13 protein-coding genes and 1 tRNA gene are annotated in these 17,077 nt (G+C 51.9%); 13 read left to right on the forward strand and 1 reads right to left on the reverse strand.

The window, feature by feature from the left end; genetic code table 11:
• Positions 1 to 77: 77 nt before the first annotated feature.
• Positions 78 to 665, reverse strand: a complete 588-nt coding sequence (locus EQG79_RS23950) for an RNA polymerase sigma factor (RefSeq protein WP_077922112.1) — start codon at positions 663 to 665, stop codon at positions 78 to 80.
• A 157-nt stretch (positions 666 to 822) separates the two neighbouring features.
• Between EQG79_RS23950 and EQG79_RS23955 the strand changes: the two genes are divergently transcribed.
• From EQG79_RS23955 to EQG79_RS24015, 13 genes are all read left to right on the forward strand, one after another.
• Positions 823 to 3,249, forward strand: coding sequence for a penicillin acylase family protein (locus EQG79_RS23955; protein ID WP_129604867.1), 2,427 nt, complete (start codon positions 823 to 825; stop codon positions 3,247 to 3,249).
• A 54-nt stretch (positions 3,250 to 3,303) separates the two neighbouring features.
• A complete protein-coding gene (locus tag EQG79_RS23960) occupies positions 3,304 to 3,666 on the forward strand; it encodes a hypothetical protein (protein WP_077922110.1) in 363 nt (120 codons plus the stop codon).
• A 55-nt stretch (positions 3,667 to 3,721) separates the two neighbouring features.
• Positions 3,722 to 4,321, forward strand: coding sequence for an OmpH family outer membrane protein (locus EQG79_RS23965; RefSeq protein ID WP_077922109.1), 600 nt, complete (start codon positions 3,722 to 3,724; stop codon positions 4,319 to 4,321).
• A gap of 594 nt (positions 4,322 to 4,915) precedes the next feature.
• Positions 4,916 to 5,377, forward strand: coding sequence for an SsrA-binding protein SmpB (smpB, locus tag EQG79_RS23970; protein ID WP_077922108.1), 462 nt, complete (start codon positions 4,916 to 4,918; stop codon positions 5,375 to 5,377).
• Between the two features lie 71 nt (positions 5,378 to 5,448).
• Entirely contained in the window at positions 5,449 to 5,964 is a 516-nt protein-coding gene (locus EQG79_RS23975; RefSeq protein WP_077922107.1) for an HNH endonuclease, read from the forward strand.
• Positions 5,965 to 6,182: 218 nt separating this feature from the next.
• Positions 6,183 to 7,967, forward strand: coding sequence for a 30S ribosomal protein S1 (gene rpsA / locus EQG79_RS23980; protein ID WP_129604871.1), 1,785 nt, complete (start codon positions 6,183 to 6,185; stop codon positions 7,965 to 7,967).
• Between the two features lie 147 nt (positions 7,968 to 8,114).
• A tRNA-Cys gene (locus EQG79_RS23985) sits at positions 8,115 to 8,185 on the forward strand.
• 265 nt (positions 8,186 to 8,450) lie between these two features.
• On the forward strand, positions 8,451 to 9,761 hold the full coding sequence (locus EQG79_RS23990; RefSeq protein ID WP_236648804.1) for a c-type cytochrome: 1,311 nt from the start codon (positions 8,451 to 8,453) through the stop codon (positions 9,759 to 9,761).
• Between the two features lie 27 nt (positions 9,762 to 9,788).
• Positions 9,789 to 12,890 carry a TAT-variant-translocated molybdopterin oxidoreductase gene (locus tag EQG79_RS23995; RefSeq protein WP_129604874.1) on the forward strand — a complete coding sequence of 1,034 codons (3,102 nt, stop codon included), beginning with the start codon at positions 9,789 to 9,791 and terminating at the stop codon, positions 12,888 to 12,890.
• A gap of 109 nt (positions 12,891 to 12,999) precedes the next feature.
• Positions 13,000 to 14,430: an NrfD/PsrC family molybdoenzyme membrane anchor subunit gene (gene nrfD / locus EQG79_RS24000; protein WP_077922104.1), complete on the forward strand. Its 1,431-nt coding sequence runs from the start codon at positions 13,000 to 13,002 to the stop codon at positions 14,428 to 14,430.
• Positions 14,431 to 14,511: 81 nt separating this feature from the next.
• Positions 14,512 to 15,045: a DUF3341 domain-containing protein gene (locus EQG79_RS24005; protein WP_077922103.1), complete on the forward strand. Its 534-nt coding sequence runs from the start codon at positions 14,512 to 14,514 to the stop codon at positions 15,043 to 15,045.
• Between the two features lie 50 nt (positions 15,046 to 15,095).
• Positions 15,096 to 15,665, forward strand: coding sequence for a c-type cytochrome (locus EQG79_RS24010; RefSeq protein WP_369822708.1), 570 nt, complete (start codon positions 15,096 to 15,098; stop codon positions 15,663 to 15,665).
• Positions 15,666 to 15,753: 88 nt separating this feature from the next.
• Entirely contained in the window at positions 15,754 to 17,064 is a 1,311-nt protein-coding gene (locus EQG79_RS24015) for a quinol:cytochrome C oxidoreductase (protein ID WP_077922101.1), read from the forward strand.
• The last annotated feature ends 13 nt before the right edge of the window (positions 17,065 to 17,077 follow it).

Here is a 17,077-nt window from a genome sequence, read left to right on the forward strand (position 1 = left end):
GGTATAGGAGTCCATTTACTCACTATACACCACAGCGTTTCTAAAGTATTATTGGAATCAAAAAAAAAGTTCTGATTTTAATGATATAGGCTGCTCAGCACGGCAATCACCAGTGTAGGCAGGTCGGCATGATGCCGCAGGTAGTCGCGCAGAAAGCGACAGGCGTGGTAATAATGGATTTTAACCGTATTGATCGAGATGCGAAGTTGTGAGGCTACTTCTTCGTTGGTCAGCCCCACTTCGGAGCGGAGGGTGAATACCAGTCGGCGCTGGGGCGGCAGCAGCTGCAGGCCCTGACGAACAACCGAGCTGTATTCATTTAATGTAATTGACTCTTCGGTCGAGGTATCTGCTTCGGGCAAAAGTGCCTGCCGCTCAATATGCCGCAGAATGGCCCGCCTGTCGTCGCGAAGCCGGTTAATGATCTGGTTTCGCATGGCAGTAGCCAGATAGGCTTTTATCGACTGCGATGCGTCGAGCTGGGTTCGGTGCGTCCAGAGTTTCAGGTATACCTCCTGCAGCGCGTCTTCGGCCAGTTCCGGATCTTTCACGTACTGAACGGCAATACTGTACAGATAACGATAGTACCGTCGAAACAGCGTTTCAAAGGCTGTTTCGTCGTGTTGACTCAGACGATACGTTAGTTCGGCATCCGTTACTTCCATGATAATTCGGCAGTCGTTCTTAAACCACTAGCTCCTATAGAATTGATCGTAGACAAATGTAAAAAAGAATAAGTCTGGTTAGTATAAGAATACTTTTTATTTGCTGGGTGCAATCGTAAACTTGCACTTCCAATCGAGAATTTGCCCCACCTTACGCATGCGCTACGCTAAAGCTTCGCTCTTTGTTATTCTGACTGTTTTATTGGTTTACGCGTTGAATCGCCCCTGGGGTGTAGTGCCGGCATTCGGGCCTTTACTGAGTCCATTTGTGGGTTTCTGGCAGAACGCCGAGACCACTGAAGCCGCTGATGAAGAGCTGATCCTGAAAGGCACCCGGGCACCCGTTACTGTCGTATTCGATGACCTGGCTATTCCGCACGTGTTTGCGCAGAACGACCGCGACGCTTATTTCGCGCAGGGGTACCTGACGGCCCGTGATCGGCTCTGGCAGATGGAATTTCAGACACACGCTGCCGCCGGGCGCGTGGCCGAGATTGTGGGCGATCGGGCGCTGGAGCTGGACCGGTACAACCGGCGGCTGGGAATGGGGTTCGGCGCCGAACGATCCGTCAAGGCCATGCTGACCGATCCGCGCTCGCGGGAGTCAGTAGAAGCGTATACCGCCGGGGTCAATGCTTACATCAGCCAGCTCAGCCCGGCTCAGTACCCACTGGAGTACAAACTGCTCGGCTACAAACCCGAACCCTGGCAGGCTATCAAGTGCGCCTATTTCCTGAAATACATGTCGGGCGTGCTGGCGCTTGGGGCCGACGACCTGAACATGAGCAATGTGCTCCGCCGGATTGGCCCGGCGGCTACCGCCGATCTGTTTCCCGACTACCCGTTTCGCGAAGATCCTATCATTCCGGTGGGTACGTCCTGGGATTTCAAACCAGTTGCTGTACCGGCCACTCCGCCCAACGCGTTTACCAGCAGCGAACCGCTGGCGATGAAATGGCCCGATCACGACCCGGCTATTGGGAGTAACAACTGGGCGGTTGGTCCGCAAAAGTCAGCCACCGGCTATCCTATTCTGGCCAACGATCCGCACCTGTCGCTCAGCCTGCCGTCTATCTGGTATCAGATGCAGCTCGTTACTCCAACCATGAATGTATACGGGGCCACCATGCCCGGCGCACCGGGGGTAATTATCGGGTTCAACAAACAGGTGGCCTGGGGCGTCACCAACGTGGGGGCTGATGTACTCGATTTTTATCAGATACGTTTCCGGGATGCCTCGCAGCGGGAGTACTGGCATGACAACCGCTGGAAACCCGTTACCCGTCGTATCGAGCGAATCAAGGTGAAAGGGCAGGCCGACGTAATAGATACCGTATTGTATACGCACCACGGCCCCGTTATGTACATGGCTGGCCAGAAACCGTTCGCCAAAAATGTTCCGGTGGGGTATGCCGCCCGCTGGATCGCCCACGAAGAGTCGAACGATTTTCTGACGTATTACCTCCTCGACCGGGCTAAAAACCACGCCGATTATCGCGAAGCGCTGCGTTATTACGGAGCCCCTGCCCAAAACTTCGTGTTTGCCGATGTAGCCAGAGACATTGCCATCTCGCCCAATGGTCGCTTTCCGTTGAAGTGGAAAGATCAGGGTAAGTTTTTGCTCGACGGGACTAACCCGGCTCATGACTGGCAGGGCTGGATTCCGGCCGCGCATAATCCGCACGTTAAAAACCCACCGCGCGGGTTTGTCAGCTCCGCTAACCAGTCGTCTACCGACCCAACCTATCCGTATTACATCAACTGGCAGTTTGCTCCCTACGAGCGGGGTGTACGCATCAACCAACGGTTAGCGCGCATGCAACAGGCTACTCCCGACAGTCTGCGGCAGCTACAGAACGACAATATGAACGTGCGGGCGGCCAACGCTCTGCCCGTGTTTCTGAACTATGTACAGACGCAAAAGCTGACAGGCCAGCAGCCCAAGGCACTGGCGGTGCTGAAAGCCTGGCGTTACACCAATGATGTGAGCGAAATAGCACCGACCATCTTCACCGAATGGACGCGGCAATGCATGGACGCGGTCTGGAACGATAATTTTCCGAACAATGACTCGACCACTCTGCGCTACCCCAGCTTTGACCGTACGCTCCAGCTGGCCGAAAAAGACCCCAGTGCCAGCTGGTTCGACGATGTTAACACGCCCGCCCGCGAAACCATCAATGATGTACTGACGCAGAGTTTCCGCGCGGCTGTCGATTCGCTGACCCGGCAGCACGGCCCACTCGGTACGTCATGGCAGTGGGGGAAGCACAAAGCCACCCGCATCAGTCACCTGGCCCGGCTCGACGCCCTCAGCGCGCTGAACGTACAGATTGGCGGAGGGAATGGTATCGTAAACGCCACGACCGAGCGTACCGGCCCCTCCTGGCGGATGGTGGTAGCCCTCGGCCCGAAGCCGAGAGCCTACGGCGTTTATCCGGGTGGGCAGTCCGGTAACCCCGGGAGCCCACACTACCTCAACATGCTGGAAACCTGGCGTACGGGGCAACTCAACGAATTGCTCTTTTTGCTGTCGGCCGATGAGAAACATGCCCGAATCAGGCGCCGGGTTACTATAAAATAAGGTCACGATCAGATCAATATATCAATCAACGCGACTACGGGTCGTTTCTGGAATATGCGTCAAATTATTGCCATTGCCGTGCTGAGTTTGCTGGTGCAGCTCGTTTTTCCCTGGTGGAGTCTGGCTGTTGTATCATTTGCTATCTGCTGCTGGCGGAGTCCAGGCGCGGGACGGGCCTTTGTGTATGGCTTCGTCGGGGTGGGTATTGTCTGGCTGCTGTACGCCCTGATGATACAGCTCCGCACCGACGGGGTTTTTGTGGGGCGGATGAGCGAGTTGCTTTTTAAAACGAACGGAGGGGTGCTGCCGGTCCTGGTGACAACGCTGGTGAGCGGTCTGGTGGGTGGTTTAGCCGGAGTGGCCGGATTCTTTGTCCGGCAGGCCAGCGGAAATCAAATCGCAAATCGTATCTCCTAATCGTAAATCCCTATACCTTTGTAAGATAAACAAGTCACTAACTAATTCATTTATCGTGAAGAATGCTTCGTTGATTCTTAACGTCGTCCTGACGATTGCCGTAGCCGTACTGTATTACCTGCATTTTAAAGACCGCCAGCCCGAGACGACTGCCGTGACCAAGCCAGCCCAGGCCAAGGGGAAAGAAATTGTTTACGTAAACGTTGACTCGCTGCTGACCAAGTACGAGTATTTCAAAGACACGCAGAAAGTACTCGAGAGCAAACGCTTCCAGCTGGAAAACGATCTGGCCTCCAAAGGGCGCAACCTGCAGAACAAGGTGGCCTTTTTTCAGCAGCGGGCTGCTACCATGACGCAGGAGCAGGGCCGGGCTACCGAAGCCTCGCTTCAGAAAGAGCAGCAGGATATCCTGGCTTTCCGCGAGCGCGCAGCCCAGAATCTGGCTGCTGAAGAACAGGCGAAGAACAAGCAGCTTTACGACCAGATCTACGATTATCTGAACAAAGTCAACGCACAGAATAAATACCAGTTCGTGCTGGGCTACACCAAAGGCGGTGGTATTCTGTTCGCGAATCCCGATGCTGATCAGACAAAAACCATTCTGGACGGGCTTAACAAGGAATACAAAGACAAGCAGGCTCAACCCAAGAAGTAGCCGATCGGCTCAGGGCCAATCGACAAAAGGGAATTTGTCCAGAGCGGACGGATTCCCTTTTGCTGTTTTAGTCATCTCATGGGTAGGCGCCGTCCCAAAAAGTGGCACGATTATTGGGCCTGTTAACGACCTATTTTTTGTGGTGACACAGTATAGCCGTTAATTAAATTTCAGATTCGGCGTGACCCTAATTTTGTTTATTTCCCGGTATTCCTGTGGGTTAGGCATTGTTTTTGCTTAAAAATTAAGCAATCCTGTTTTGATGAGTCATTGCTTCTGACTGGAGAAAAGGCCAACACCGCCCGGGTTGGGCCGATGCCGTAACAAGTCTTGAGGCTGTGACTTCGTTACCACTCTTCGGGGTGTCAACATCGGCCTACCCAGGCGACCTTTCCCCGGCGAGACACTATTTTCGCCCGGCCTTGCAAACCTCCCTCCGCTTCCCGGTGTTTGTGTTCTTACCTGGCTACCTTTGTGGCCTTTTTCCGGTTTATATTTTTGGCGTTCATGCCTGACCAAAACAGGTCGGCACAGGAACTGGGTGTAAACTGCATCGCCTTTTCTGACCAGCATACTGGTCTAACCTTTGCACACATGGCCTCCGCTTCTATTGTTAAACAAGTTGATATCCGCAATCGCCGGGCTTCGTTCGAGTACTCGTTTCTCGAAACCTACACCGCTGGCATTGTGCTGACCGGCACCGAAATCAAATCGGTTCGGCAGGGAAAAGTAAATCTCCAGGATGCGTACTGCCTCATTAACGGGAATGAACTGTTTATCAGACAGATGAATATCTCGCTGTATGCAGAAGGGACGCATTACAACCATGAGCCGCTGCGCGACCGTAAACTCCTGCTCACCAAACGCGAAATCAGACGGCTCACCGAAAAACTAAAGGACCAGGGACTGACCATCGTACCTATCCGGATGTTCACCAGCGAGCGCGGTTTTGCGAAGGTCGATATCGCCCTGGCAAAGGGTAAAAAGCTGTATGACAAGCGGGATAGCATAAAGGAAAGGGAGGTCGAACGGGATCTCCAGCGCGAGCGATACTAATTTTCCACAAATCTTGTCGTTTTGTGGATAAGTCTGTAAATTGCTACCGTACAGAGGCATCCAAACGCGATATGGGCAGGAAAGTATTAGTCTTAAATCAAGATTACAGCGCACTCAGCATCTGCTCCGTTCCCAAAGCATTTTTGCTGGTTTACTTAGACAAAGCCGAACTCGTTGCCGAATCGGAGCAATTCATGCTGCGAACCGTTTCTGCCGAGTTTCCGATGCCGTCGGTTATCCGTCTGCATCGGTACGTGAATCTGCCTTACAAAGGCGTTATGCTAACGAGGCAGAATATATTCAAACGCGATGGGCACCGCTGTCAGTACTGCGGTACGCCGGAAGACCTCACGCTTGATCATGTTATGCCGAAATCGAGAGGAGGCAAAACCAGTTGGGATAACCTGGCTACCGCCTGCAAACGCTGTAACTCCAGGAAAGGAGATTACACGCCCGACGAAGCTAACATGAAACTGCGCCAGAAACCGTTCAAACCTACGTTTCTGGTTTTTTTACGCGAATTTTCGGGCTCCATAGAAGAAAGCTGGATGCCGTTTCTAGCCAGAAAAGAAAAAGCGTTTTTATAAAAAAACAGTAGCCAGACAGGGAGGCCGACAGAAAGGACGGGATAACCGCTTCTTTTCTGTCGGCCTCCCTGCCTTTTTTCCGGCCTGTCAGAACTTTTTGCCCGAAAAGATTGCTTACCTTTGCAGTCCTTTTTCAAGGATAACAATCTATAAACCAAAAGTCAGCGCGCCATTGACCCAGCGCCTGATGTACCGAGTGGGTCAGGAAACCATTTTTTATGAGCAAAACGCAGCAACGCGAACTGCCGGCATTTGATTGGGACCGGGCAGACAACAAAGGATTTGGAAGTGGCTATTCGGATGACGAGCGCAACCGGATGTTAGAACTCTACGACAACACCCTGTCGGAGGTTAAAGAGAAAGAAGTGGTGATGGGAACCGTAGTTGGGATCACAGACCGGGAGGTGCTGCTCAACATCGGATTCAAGTCGGATGGGTTGGTGCCAGCTTCTGAATTCCGGGATCTGCCGGACCTGAAGATGGGTGATGAAGTTGAAGTTTACGTAGAAAATCAGGAAGACCCGAACGGCCAGCTGGTGCTCTCGCGCAAGAAAGCGAAAGTAATCACCGCCTGGCAGAAAATCCAGAAGGCGCTGGACGAAGACCTCGTTATTGATGGCTTCGTAAAACGCCGGACCAAAGGTGGCCTGATCGTTGATATTTACAGTGTAGAAGCGTTCTTGCCCGGTTCGCAGATCGACGTGAAGCCGATCCGTGACTTCGATATTTTCGTTGGCAAGAAAATGGAGGTTAAAGTCGTCAAGATCAACTATGCAAACGACAACGTAGTTGTTTCGCACAAAGTACTGATCGAGAAAGACCTCGAAGCACAACGTGCCCAAATCCTGAACAACCTCGAAAAAGGTCAGGTACTCGAAGGGGTGATCAAGAACATGACCAACTTCGGTGTGTTCATCGACCTCGGTGGCGTAGATGGTCTGCTGCACATCACGGATATCTCGTGGGGCCGTATCAGCCATCCGTCCGAGGTACTGCACCTCGACCAGAAAGTCAACGTGGTTGTCCTCGACTTCGATGAAGACAAGAAGCGGATTTCGCTGGGTATGAAGCAACTGCAGGCTCACCCATGGGATGCGCTGTCGGACGATATTCAGGTTGGTTCGAAAGTAAAAGGCAAAATCGTGAACGTAGCCGACTACGGTGCGTTCCTCGAACTGATGCCGGGTGTAGAAGGCCTGATCCACGTGTCAGAAATGTCGTGGTCGCAGCACCTGCGTAACCCACAAGAGTTCCTGAAAGTAGGCGACGAAGTAGAAGCGCAGGTGCTGACGCTCGATCGCAACGATCGGAAAATGTCGCTGGGCATCAAGCAACTGACCGAAGATCCCTGGACCCGCCCCGAACTGCGGACCAAGTATGCCATCGGTACGAAGCATAAAGGCCTGGTGCGTAACCTGACCAACTTCGGCCTGTTCCTCGAACTGGAAGAAGGTATCGATGGTCTGGTACACGTGTCGGATCTGTCGTGGACCAAGAAAGTAAAACACCCATCGGACTTCATCAAGGTAGGTGAAGAACTGGAGGTTGTGGTACTGGAACTGGACGTCGACAACCGTCGTCTGGCCCTGGGTCACAAGCAGCTCGAAGAAAACCCATGGGATACGTTCGAGTCTGTGTTTGCAGTAGGTACCATTCACCGGTGCACGATCCTGAGCAAAAACGACAAGATGGCTACGCTCGAACTGCCCTACGGCATCGAGGGCTTCTCGTCGCTCAAGAATCTGGGCAAAGAAGACGGTACCTTCGCTGAAGTGGGTGAAAACCTCGACTTCAAAGTGACCGAATTCTCGAAAGAAGAGAAACGTATCATGCTCTCGCACACGAAAACGTGGCAGGAGAAAAACGAGCCGGTAAAAGAGCAGAAGCCGAAAGCCCCCAAGGCACCGTCGACTTCGACCTCCAACCAGTCGGATCGTGGTGCAACCCTGGGTGATCTCGATGCCCTGGCTGCCCTGAAAGAGCAGATGGAAGGCCGCAACTAAGACCAGTTCCTGTTGTCCTACCTAGATAGTATCGCCCCGGTATTCGACAATACCGGGGCGTTTTTTTGGCGTGACTTTTGCCTGCGATAGATAAATACCTATATTTGCAGTCCCGAAACGAAGAGTTATCATGTGTTCGGGTAGAATGGTTCCGTGGCCGAGTGGCTAGGCAGAGGTCTGCAAAACCTCGTACAGCGGTTCGAATCCGCTCGGAACCTCTCCGATTATGATTGCCATTTGGCTATTCTTTACAAAAGAAGCCGAATGGCAATTTTTTTTGCAGAACACCCAAATAAACAAATCGTTACCAGTCTGTGTGGCGAATCAGAATTGGCGCTGCTTAGAACCAATATAAATAAAATTGAGCCCTAAAAATATCTAAACCTTGATTTTTGCCTATACAGCAATCGTGTCGTACTTTTGTGGGCCAATGAAAAGTTAGTGGTGAATATGGTGATTAACACGTTAACTATACATCTCAAAATGAGTCGCTTGTCTAAGGTTTACGGGGTGTTTGCCCTGTCGCTGGCGCTGTTACTGAACGGTAGTCAGCTCAAGGCGCAGGACTCAGTTGCGGCAGCCGGCGGAGGTCCAGCCACAGCCACACCTGCTGGTGGGGGTGGTGGCGGAGACGCTGAAAAGGGAAAAACATTGTTCACAAACAACTGTGCACAATGCCATGCTGTAACTGAAGAAGTGGTTGTTGGACCCGGTTTGAAAGGAATTCAACAACGTGCCCCCAGTAAAGATTGGTTGCATAAATGGATTCGTAACTCATCGGCGCTGATTGCCGCTGGGGATCCATACGCCGTTCAGGTCTACAACAAGTTCAACAAGATTCAGATGTCGAACTTCCCGAACCTGACGGATGCCGACATCGATGGTATTCTGGCTTACATCGACCAGGCGAGTGCGCCCGCAACGGCTACCGTTGATGGAGATGGCAAAGCTCAGGTGCGTGGTGGCGGTGGGGCCTCGGCCGAGAACGGGGGTATCAGTTCGAGCCCGTCCAACCTGTTTACGTTTGTACTCGTTGCGCTGCTGGTTGTCATGCTGCTCGTGCTGGGCGTATTGCTGGTTATCGTAACAATCCTGTCGAAAGCGGTAACGCCGGTAGCTGCCGGCGACGGTACACAGACCGTAGCTCCGCTGGGGCAGCGTTTGAAAGAAGGTCTGTCCGGTGCGTTCAACAATCCGACGCTCCGCTCCGTTGTAATCTGGCTGTTTTTACTGGTTGTCGCGAAGGAATCGATCGATGGTCTGTACAGTGTTGGTATCCAGCAGGGTTATGCTCCCAAGCAGCCTATTGCTTACTCCCACAAGCTACACGCCGGTCAGTACAAGATTGATTGTAATTACTGCCATACCGGTGTAAACAAAGGAAAATCGGCAACGATTCCGGCTGCCAACATCTGTATGAACTGCCACGGCGTCATTAAGAAAGAGTCGCCGGAGATTCAGAAAATCTACGCAGCCATCGAGCAGAACCGGCCTATTGAATGGGTTCGGGTACACAACCTGCCTGATCTGGCTTATTTCAACCATGCTCAGCACGTAAACGTCGGCAACGTACAGTGCCAGACCTGCCACGGCGAGATTGAGAAAATGGAAGTAGTGGAGCAACGCTCTTCACTGACCATGGGCTGGTGTATTGACTGTCACCGCAAAACCGAAGTCAACACCAAAGACAATGCTTATTACGATAAGCTGGTTGCGTTGCACCGGAAAGAAAGCAAAGAGCCGCTCAAGGTAGCCAACATTGGTGGTCTGGAGTGTTCCAAATGCCACTATTAATCGTTTAACCTGCCGCACAAAATACGCATGGAAAATACAACCAAACGGTATTGGAAAGGGGTTGAGGAACTGCGCAATGACGCTACGTTCGTCAAGAACGCCAACAGCGAATTTGCCAATCCCGACGAGTCTTCCTCAGACCTCGATGGTCTGCTGGGCGGCTCGAACACCCAACGCCGTGATTTCCTTAAAGCAATGGGTTTTGGTATGGCTGCCGTTTCGCTGGCGGCCTGCGAGACACCAGTTCATAAAGCTATTCCGTACATTAACAAACCGGAATTTACGTACCCATCTATTTCAGACTACTACGCTTCAACCTTCGTTGATGGTGGTGATTACGCGGCTATCCTGGTAGAAACCCGCGAAGGCCGACCCATCAAAATTGAAGGTAACCCGCAGTCAAGCATCTCGAAAGGAGGGACCACCGCCCGCGTTCAGGCATCGGTTCTGTCTCTGTATGACATTGACAAGCTGAATGGACCACGCCGGGGTGATGCCGTCATCGACTGGGCAACTGCCGACCGTGAGATCATTAACGGTCTGAATACGGTTTCGTCGCGCGGTGGAGCTATTCGCATCGTTACGTCTACGATCTTAAGTCCAGCCACCAAGGCGGTTGTTGCTGACTTCGTAGCGAAGTACCCAACGGCCCGCCACATCATGTACGATGTGAACTCGGCATTTGGTATGGTTCAGGCCAACCAGGCTTCGTTTGGTAAAGCCGTTATCCCATCCTATGATTTCAGCAAAGCGCAGACGATCGTTAGTCTCGGAGCTGACTTCCTGGGCACCTGGATTGCTCCGCTGGATTTTGCCCGTCCGTACGCACAGGGTCGTAAGATCGGTGCCGTTGGTGGTGGCAAGAAAACGATGTCACGTCACTACCAGTTTGAGACCGGATTGTCGATGACGGGTGCGAACGCCGATTATCGGGGTACCTACAAACCATCGCAGGAAGGTCTGGTTGCGCTGGCGCTTTACAATAAAGTAGCTCAGAAATTGGGTGGTACGGCTGCGGGTTCTGCTTCTGTCGACGTACAATATCTGGACAAAGCGGCTACGGATCTGGCACGCTCACGCGGTCGGGCGCTGGTCGTATCTGGATCCAATGATCCAAACGTTCAGGTGGTGATAAACGCCCTGAATGGTCTGCTTGGCAGCTACGGCTCCACCATTGACCTCGATACACCACTGAATTACCGGCAGGGTAACGATCAGCAGATGAATGCGTTCATCGATGACGCGAAAGCGGGACGGGTAGGAGCTGCTCTGTTCTTCGGTGCTAACCCGGTATATGATCACCCACGTGGTGCCGAACTGGCTGAAGCCCTGCCACGCGTAAGCCTGTCTATTTCCTTTGCTGACCGCGCTGATGAGACCGCTTCGGTTTGTAAATACATCACGCCGGCTCCGCACTTCCTCGAATGCTGGGGCGATGCAGAACCCAAGGCTGGTCATTACAGCCTGATGCAGCCGGCTATCACGCACATCTTCAAAACCCGTCAGTTTCAGTCGAGTCTGCTCACCTGGGCGGGTCGGCCAAACGACTTCCAGACGTACCTGAAGAATTACTGGCGCACTAACTATTATCCGCAAGCTTCAGGCTTCTCGTCATTTGACGCTTTCTGGATCAAGTGTCTGCACGATGGCGTTTTTGAGCCCGCTAAAGGTCAGGCCGTTGCTGGTGGCGCTAGCTTTGCTGGTAACCTGGCCCAGGCTGCCGCTGGTATTACGCAACGCTACCGGCCAACGACGGGTATCGAACTGGCCCTGTACGAGAAAGTAAGCATCGGTTCTGGCTCAATGGCTAACAACCCCTGGCTACAGGAGATGCCTGATCCGGTTTCTAAAGCCTGCTGGGATAACTATGCAGCCCTGTCGCAGAAAACGGCCAATGATATGGGCGTTGCACAAAACGACCTGGTGACGGTTACCGTAAACGGCAAGTCGATTGAATTACCCGTGCTGGTACAACCCGGTCAGGCCGACAATACCGTATCGGTAGCTATCGGTTATGGCCGTGAAAAAGCGGGTAAAGCGGGTAACAGTGTTGGTAAAAACGCCTTCCCGCTCGCCAGTCTGACCAACGGATACCTGAACTTCTCGGCGGTTGGTGCTAAAGTAGAAAAAGCAAGTGGCAAGCGCGAGATTGCGCAGACGCAGACCCACGATACCGTAATGGGTCGCCGGGCGGTTGTGCAGGAAGCCAAGCTGACCGACTACGTGAAGAATCCGATGGCCGGTCGGTATACGCCCAGGGTTGAAACGTCTGAAGGACCAACCGATGCGACTAACATTACCCTCTGGCACGGCTACGGTAAACCCAACCACTCATGGGGTATGGTCATTGACCTAAACTCCTGTATCGGTTGTAATGCCTGCGTAATCGGCTGTCAGTCAGAGAATAATATCCAGGTAGTAGGCCGCGACGAAGTTATCATGCGTCGTGAGATGCACTGGATCCGGATCGACCGGTACTACAGCAGCGATGCTGATGCTGAAGATGTAAAAGCACTAGAAGTAGCTTCGGCCAATCCCGAAGTAACGTTCCAGCCTATGCTTTGCCAGCACTGCAGCAACGCTCCCTGCGAAACGGTATGTCCCGTTTTGGCTACGACCCACAGCACCGAGGGTCTCAACCAGATGACCTACAACCGTTGTATCGGTACCCGTTACTGTGCTAACAACTGTCCTTATAAAGTACGCCGTTTCAACTGGTTCAAGTACTTCGATAACGATAACTTTGATTACCATTTCAACAATGACCTCGGTAAAATGGTCATCAACCCGGATGTTACAGTTCGGTCACGGGGGGTAATCGAGAAGTGTTCGTTCTGCGTGCAGCGGATTCAGGAAGGCAAACTGACGGCTAAGAAAGAGCGCCGTCGGCCCATGCCAGATGAAATTCAGACTGCCTGTGCGCAGGCCTGCCCAACTGACGCCATCATTTTCGGCGACATGAACAACCCCGAAAGCACCATTTCCAAAACGCTGGAAGTAGAAATGAAGGGCCGGGCTTTCCACGTACTGGAAGAAATCAACGTGAGACCGCAAATCTCGTACCTGACAAAAATCCGCAACAAGGACGAAGAGCCCAAGCAGGAAACCCGTCAGGAGTCACAAGCCTAAATCACAAGCATGGTTTACGATTGACGAATTACGAGCTGAGTAAAACAACGTAATTCCACAAATTGTAAATCGTACATCGTCAATCGTACCTCGTAAATACAGTAAGTATATGTCGCATGTAACATCAGCCGTAAGAACTCCCCTTATCACCGGTGGTAAAACCTACGCCGATGTGACGGAGGATATCAGCCGTCAGGTTGAAGGGCGTCCCACCAGAGAGTGGACGATTGCCTTTACTATTTCGGTGATTGTGCTAATCTACGGAACCGCCTGCGTGTTCTGGACCTGGTGGGAAGGCTTGGGTGTCTGGGGGCTGAACAAAACAGTCGGCTGGGCATGGGACATCACCAACTTCGTTTGGTGGGTGGGTATCGGTCACGCCGGTACGCTAATCTCGGCCATTCTGCTGCTGTTCCGTCAGAAGTGGCGGACGGCGGTGAACCGGGCTGCTGAGGCTATGACCATCTTTGCAGTTATCTGTGCGGCCAGCTTCATCCTGATGCACATGGGCCGTCCGTGGCTGGCATACTGGGCACTGCCGCTGCCAAACACCTTCGGTTCGCTATGGGTAAACTTTAAATCGCCCCTGGTTTGGGACGTATTTGCCATCAGTACCTACTTTACCGTTTCGCTGGTGTTCTGGTACATGGGTCTGTTGCCTGACCTCGCTACCATCCGCGACCGGGCTCGCAGCAAAGTATCTCGCTATATCTACGGCGCTTTCTCGCTGGGCTGGAACGGTTCGGCTAAAACATGGGCTCGTTATGAGTACATGAGCTTGATTCTGGCTGGTCTTTCTACTCCGCTTGTATTGTCTGTACACACGATTGTAAGTATGGACTTTGCTACGTCGGTAATTCCGGGCTGGCACACAACCATTTTCCCTCCTTACTTCGTTGCCGGTGCTATCTTCTCGGGCTTTGCCATGGTGCAGAACCTGATGCTGATTATTCGGGTCGTGTTTAAGCTGGAGGATTACATTACGGTTGAGCACATCGAGTCGATGAACAAAGTCATCACCCTGACGGGATCGATCGTAGGGGTAGCTTATCTGACTGAGTTTTTCATTGCCTGGTATTCGGGCGTTGAGTTTGAAAGCTATGCGTTCATCAACCGCGCCACGGGACCCTACTGGTGGGCTTACTGGGCCATGATGACCTGTAACGTAATTTCTCCCCAGCTGTTCTGGTCGCGGGCTATCCGCCGGAGCGTTGTCTGGACGTTCACCCTATCGGTTGTTGTAAACATCGGTATGTGGTTCGAGCGCTTTGTAATTATCGTTACGTCGCTGCACCGCGATTACCTGCCATCGAGCTGGGCCATGTTCCACCCGACTCTGTTCGATATCAGTGATTATATCTTCTCGTTCGGTTTGTTCTTCACCCTGTTCCTGCTGTTTGCCAAATTCCTGCCGGTGGTGAACATGGCTGAAGTGAAAACAATCATCAAATCATCTTCGGAAAAACTGCCCGTTTCGGTATCGGGTGTTGCCAAAGGTGAGCGGGTTGCCAATCCGACGTTTAACAAAGATGTTGACTAATTGAATAGTTAAGCCTTCAGGCTTTCTTATCCTGGTGATAAAAGGCCTGAAGGCTCAAGCAGAAACAGACCAATAAAAAGTATGTCAGACGTAAATGGTAGCGGTAAGTTTCTAGTCGGCATCTATGACGATGACGATGTAGTTCTGAAAGCCGTTAGAGATGTAAAAAAAGCGGGTGTTCGAATCCACGAAGTATACAGCCCATTCCCAATCCACGGACTGGATGTTGCTCTCGGTCACCCACGCAGTCGGTTAGGCATTGCCGCTTTCCTGTTCGGTCTGTCCGGTACCCTTACTGCCCTAACCCTGACTGCCTATACGGAAAGCTTTGACTGGCCTATGATTGTAGGTGGTAAGGATTCCTACTCGCCTGTGGTATACGTGCCGGTGATTTTTGAATTGACGGTACTTTTCTGCGCCCTGGGCATGGTAGGCACCTTCCTGGTTTCGAATGGTCTCGGTCCCACAGTGAAGCCGCTCATGTACGATTTACGCACAACAGACAACAAGTTTGCGATGGCTATTGATCTTAGCAAAAACAACCTTGTTGAAGGCGACATTGAACAGATTCTGAAAAATTCAGGAGCTGCCGAAGTTAACGTTAAGCAGTTCTGATTCGAACAATGAGCAAGATTACGAAACATAGAAGCGTGGCTACCATCGCTATGGTCGGTCTCATCATTGCAGGCTCGGCCTGTAAGCGTGGGCATGACGATACGAATGTTGAATTTGCTCCGCAGATGTACGATGCTGTTGGCTATGAGCCTTATCGGCAAATCCGTCCCAACACGATAAACCCGGAAGGACTGAACATGCGTCTGCCCGCCCGGGGCACGGTTGCGCGGCCTAATTATCATACCCAGTTTGGAACTGGCGACAGCGCCACAACCGACCTGATGATTTACAACATTCCCAAAGACAGCATTGGGCTGGCAGAACGCGTATTGACAAACCCTATACTCGAAACGGAAAAAACGCTTGAGGAAGGTAAGGTTCTGTACGGCCGTTACTGCATCCACTGCCATGGCGAAGGTGGTAAAGGTGACGGGCTTGTTGGCAAGGAATACAAAGGTGTTCCCAGCTATTCAGCAGACGCCTACAAAACCATGAATGACGGACATATTTTCCATGTCATCACCCATGGTAAAGGACGTATGTGGCCCCATGGTTCGCAGATGACGCCCGAAGAACGCTGGAAGATTGTACAATACGTACACAAACTACAACAAGGATAATTTGATTGTTCCGCTTTCAACGCAGGCTTTGATCTACCGTACATACCTGCTTTTCTGAAACGCGAACCGAAAACTTATAACTATAAGAATGGCATCGGCTCACGCAATACCGTCGCTAGACGAACAATTCGAATTTACAGCAGAGTCCAAACGTCGCTTACTGATCGGCATTGGAGCCGGTGTTGCGTTGGTGGCAATCGGCGCTTATTTACTGGCTTCAGGAGTTGGTGAACATGGTACCCATGAAGTCGTTCATGGTACGGGCGCCAGCGAAGGTCATGATGGTGGCCACCATGCGTACAAGTGGACTAACCGCCTGTGGGCAAACGTTTGGTTGAACGCTATCTATTTTACGGGCGCATCGGTGATCGGGATGTTCTTCATCTCGTACAACTACCTGGCTCAGGCTGGCTGGTCGTCTGCTTTCAAACGTATTCCCGAAGCACTACCCGCTTACCTGCCGTTTATGGGAGTTGTGGTGCTGGCTGTTTTCTTTATTGCCGGCCATGACCTGTTCCACTGGACTCATGAAGGGCTGTACGATAAAGCCAGTCCGGACTATGATCCGATCATTGCCGGCAAACAGGGCTTTTTGAATACGCCTTTCTACCTGATCCGTGTAGTTCTGTACTTCGTGCTGTGGTACGTACTGTGGCGTATGCTTCGTAACTTCTCACTGCAGGAAGATCTGCATGGTGGCACCGAATATTACGAGAAGAGTATCAAGTTCGGAACCGCTTTCCTGGTTGTTTTTGCCGTTACATCGTCGACCTCAGCCTGGGATTTCGTCATGTCGATTGACACGCACTGGTTCAGCACCATGTTCGGCTGGTATACGCTGGCAAGCTGGCACGTAACGGGCCTGGCGATTATTACACTGACGGTAGTTACGCTGAAGGAACGTGGGTATCTGCAAATTGTGAACGATAGCCACCTGCATGACCTGGGTAAATTCATGTTCGCGTTCAGTATCTTCTGGACCTATGTTTGGTTTGCTCAGTTTATGCTGATTTACTACGCCAACTTACCCGAAGAAACGATCTATTATCGGGAGCGTTTCAGTGGTTACGGTGGTATTTATAAAGCGCCGTTTTTTATAAACATCCTGCTAAACTTTGTCTTTCCATTCCTTGTTCTGATGACAAGGGACGCTAAGCGTACGTACATCTTCCTGAAGCTGGCCGCCTGGGGCATTATCGTTGGCCACTACTTTGATTTCTATGTGAATATCATGCCAGGAACGGTTGGCGAACACGCTGGCTTTGGTCCGATCGAGTTTGGGATGATCCTCATCTTCGCTTGCGGATTTATGTGGTCCATTTCTACCCAGCTGACGAAGGCTAATCTGATTGCCAAAAATCACCCGATGCTGGAGGAAACCCTGCACCACGACATTTAACGATTAAACTTTC

The organism is Spirosoma sordidisoli, from assembly GCF_004138325.1.
GTDB classification, from domain to species: Bacteria; Bacteroidota; Bacteroidia; order Cytophagales; family Spirosomataceae; genus Spirosoma; species Spirosoma sordidisoli.

Bases quoted from the DNA above. Each gene is read 5' to 3' on its own strand.
- EQG79_RS23950 (WP_077922112.1), bottom strand. From the start codon at position 665: ATGGAAGTAACGGATGCCGAACTAACGTATCGTCTGAGTCAACACGAC.
- EQG79_RS23955 (WP_129604867.1), top strand. From the start codon at position 823: ATGCGCTACGCTAAAGCTTCGCTCTTTGTTATTCTGACTGTTTTATTG.
- EQG79_RS23960 (WP_077922110.1), top strand. From the start codon at position 3,304: ATGCGTCAAATTATTGCCATTGCCGTGCTGAGTTTGCTGGTGCAGCTC.
- smpB (WP_077922108.1), top strand. From the start codon at position 4,916: ATGGCCTCCGCTTCTATTGTTAAACAAGTTGATATCCGCAATCGCCGG.
- EQG79_RS23975 (WP_077922107.1), top strand. From the start codon at position 5,449: ATGGGCAGGAAAGTATTAGTCTTAAATCAAGATTACAGCGCACTCAGC.
- rpsA (WP_129604871.1), top strand. From the start codon at position 6,183: ATGAGCAAAACGCAGCAACGCGAACTGCCGGCATTTGATTGGGACCGG.
- EQG79_RS23990 (WP_236648804.1), top strand. From the start codon at position 8,451: ATGAGTCGCTTGTCTAAGGTTTACGGGGTGTTTGCCCTGTCGCTGGCG.
- EQG79_RS23995 (WP_129604874.1), top strand. From the start codon at position 9,789: ATGGAAAATACAACCAAACGGTATTGGAAAGGGGTTGAGGAACTGCGC.
- nrfD (WP_077922104.1), top strand. From the start codon at position 13,000: ATGTCGCATGTAACATCAGCCGTAAGAACTCCCCTTATCACCGGTGGT.
- EQG79_RS24005 (WP_077922103.1), top strand. From the start codon at position 14,512: ATGTCAGACGTAAATGGTAGCGGTAAGTTTCTAGTCGGCATCTATGAC.
- EQG79_RS24010 (WP_369822708.1), top strand. From the start codon at position 15,096: ATGGTCGGTCTCATCATTGCAGGCTCGGCCTGTAAGCGTGGGCATGAC.
- EQG79_RS24015 (WP_077922101.1), top strand. From the start codon at position 15,754: ATGGCATCGGCTCACGCAATACCGTCGCTAGACGAACAATTCGAATTT.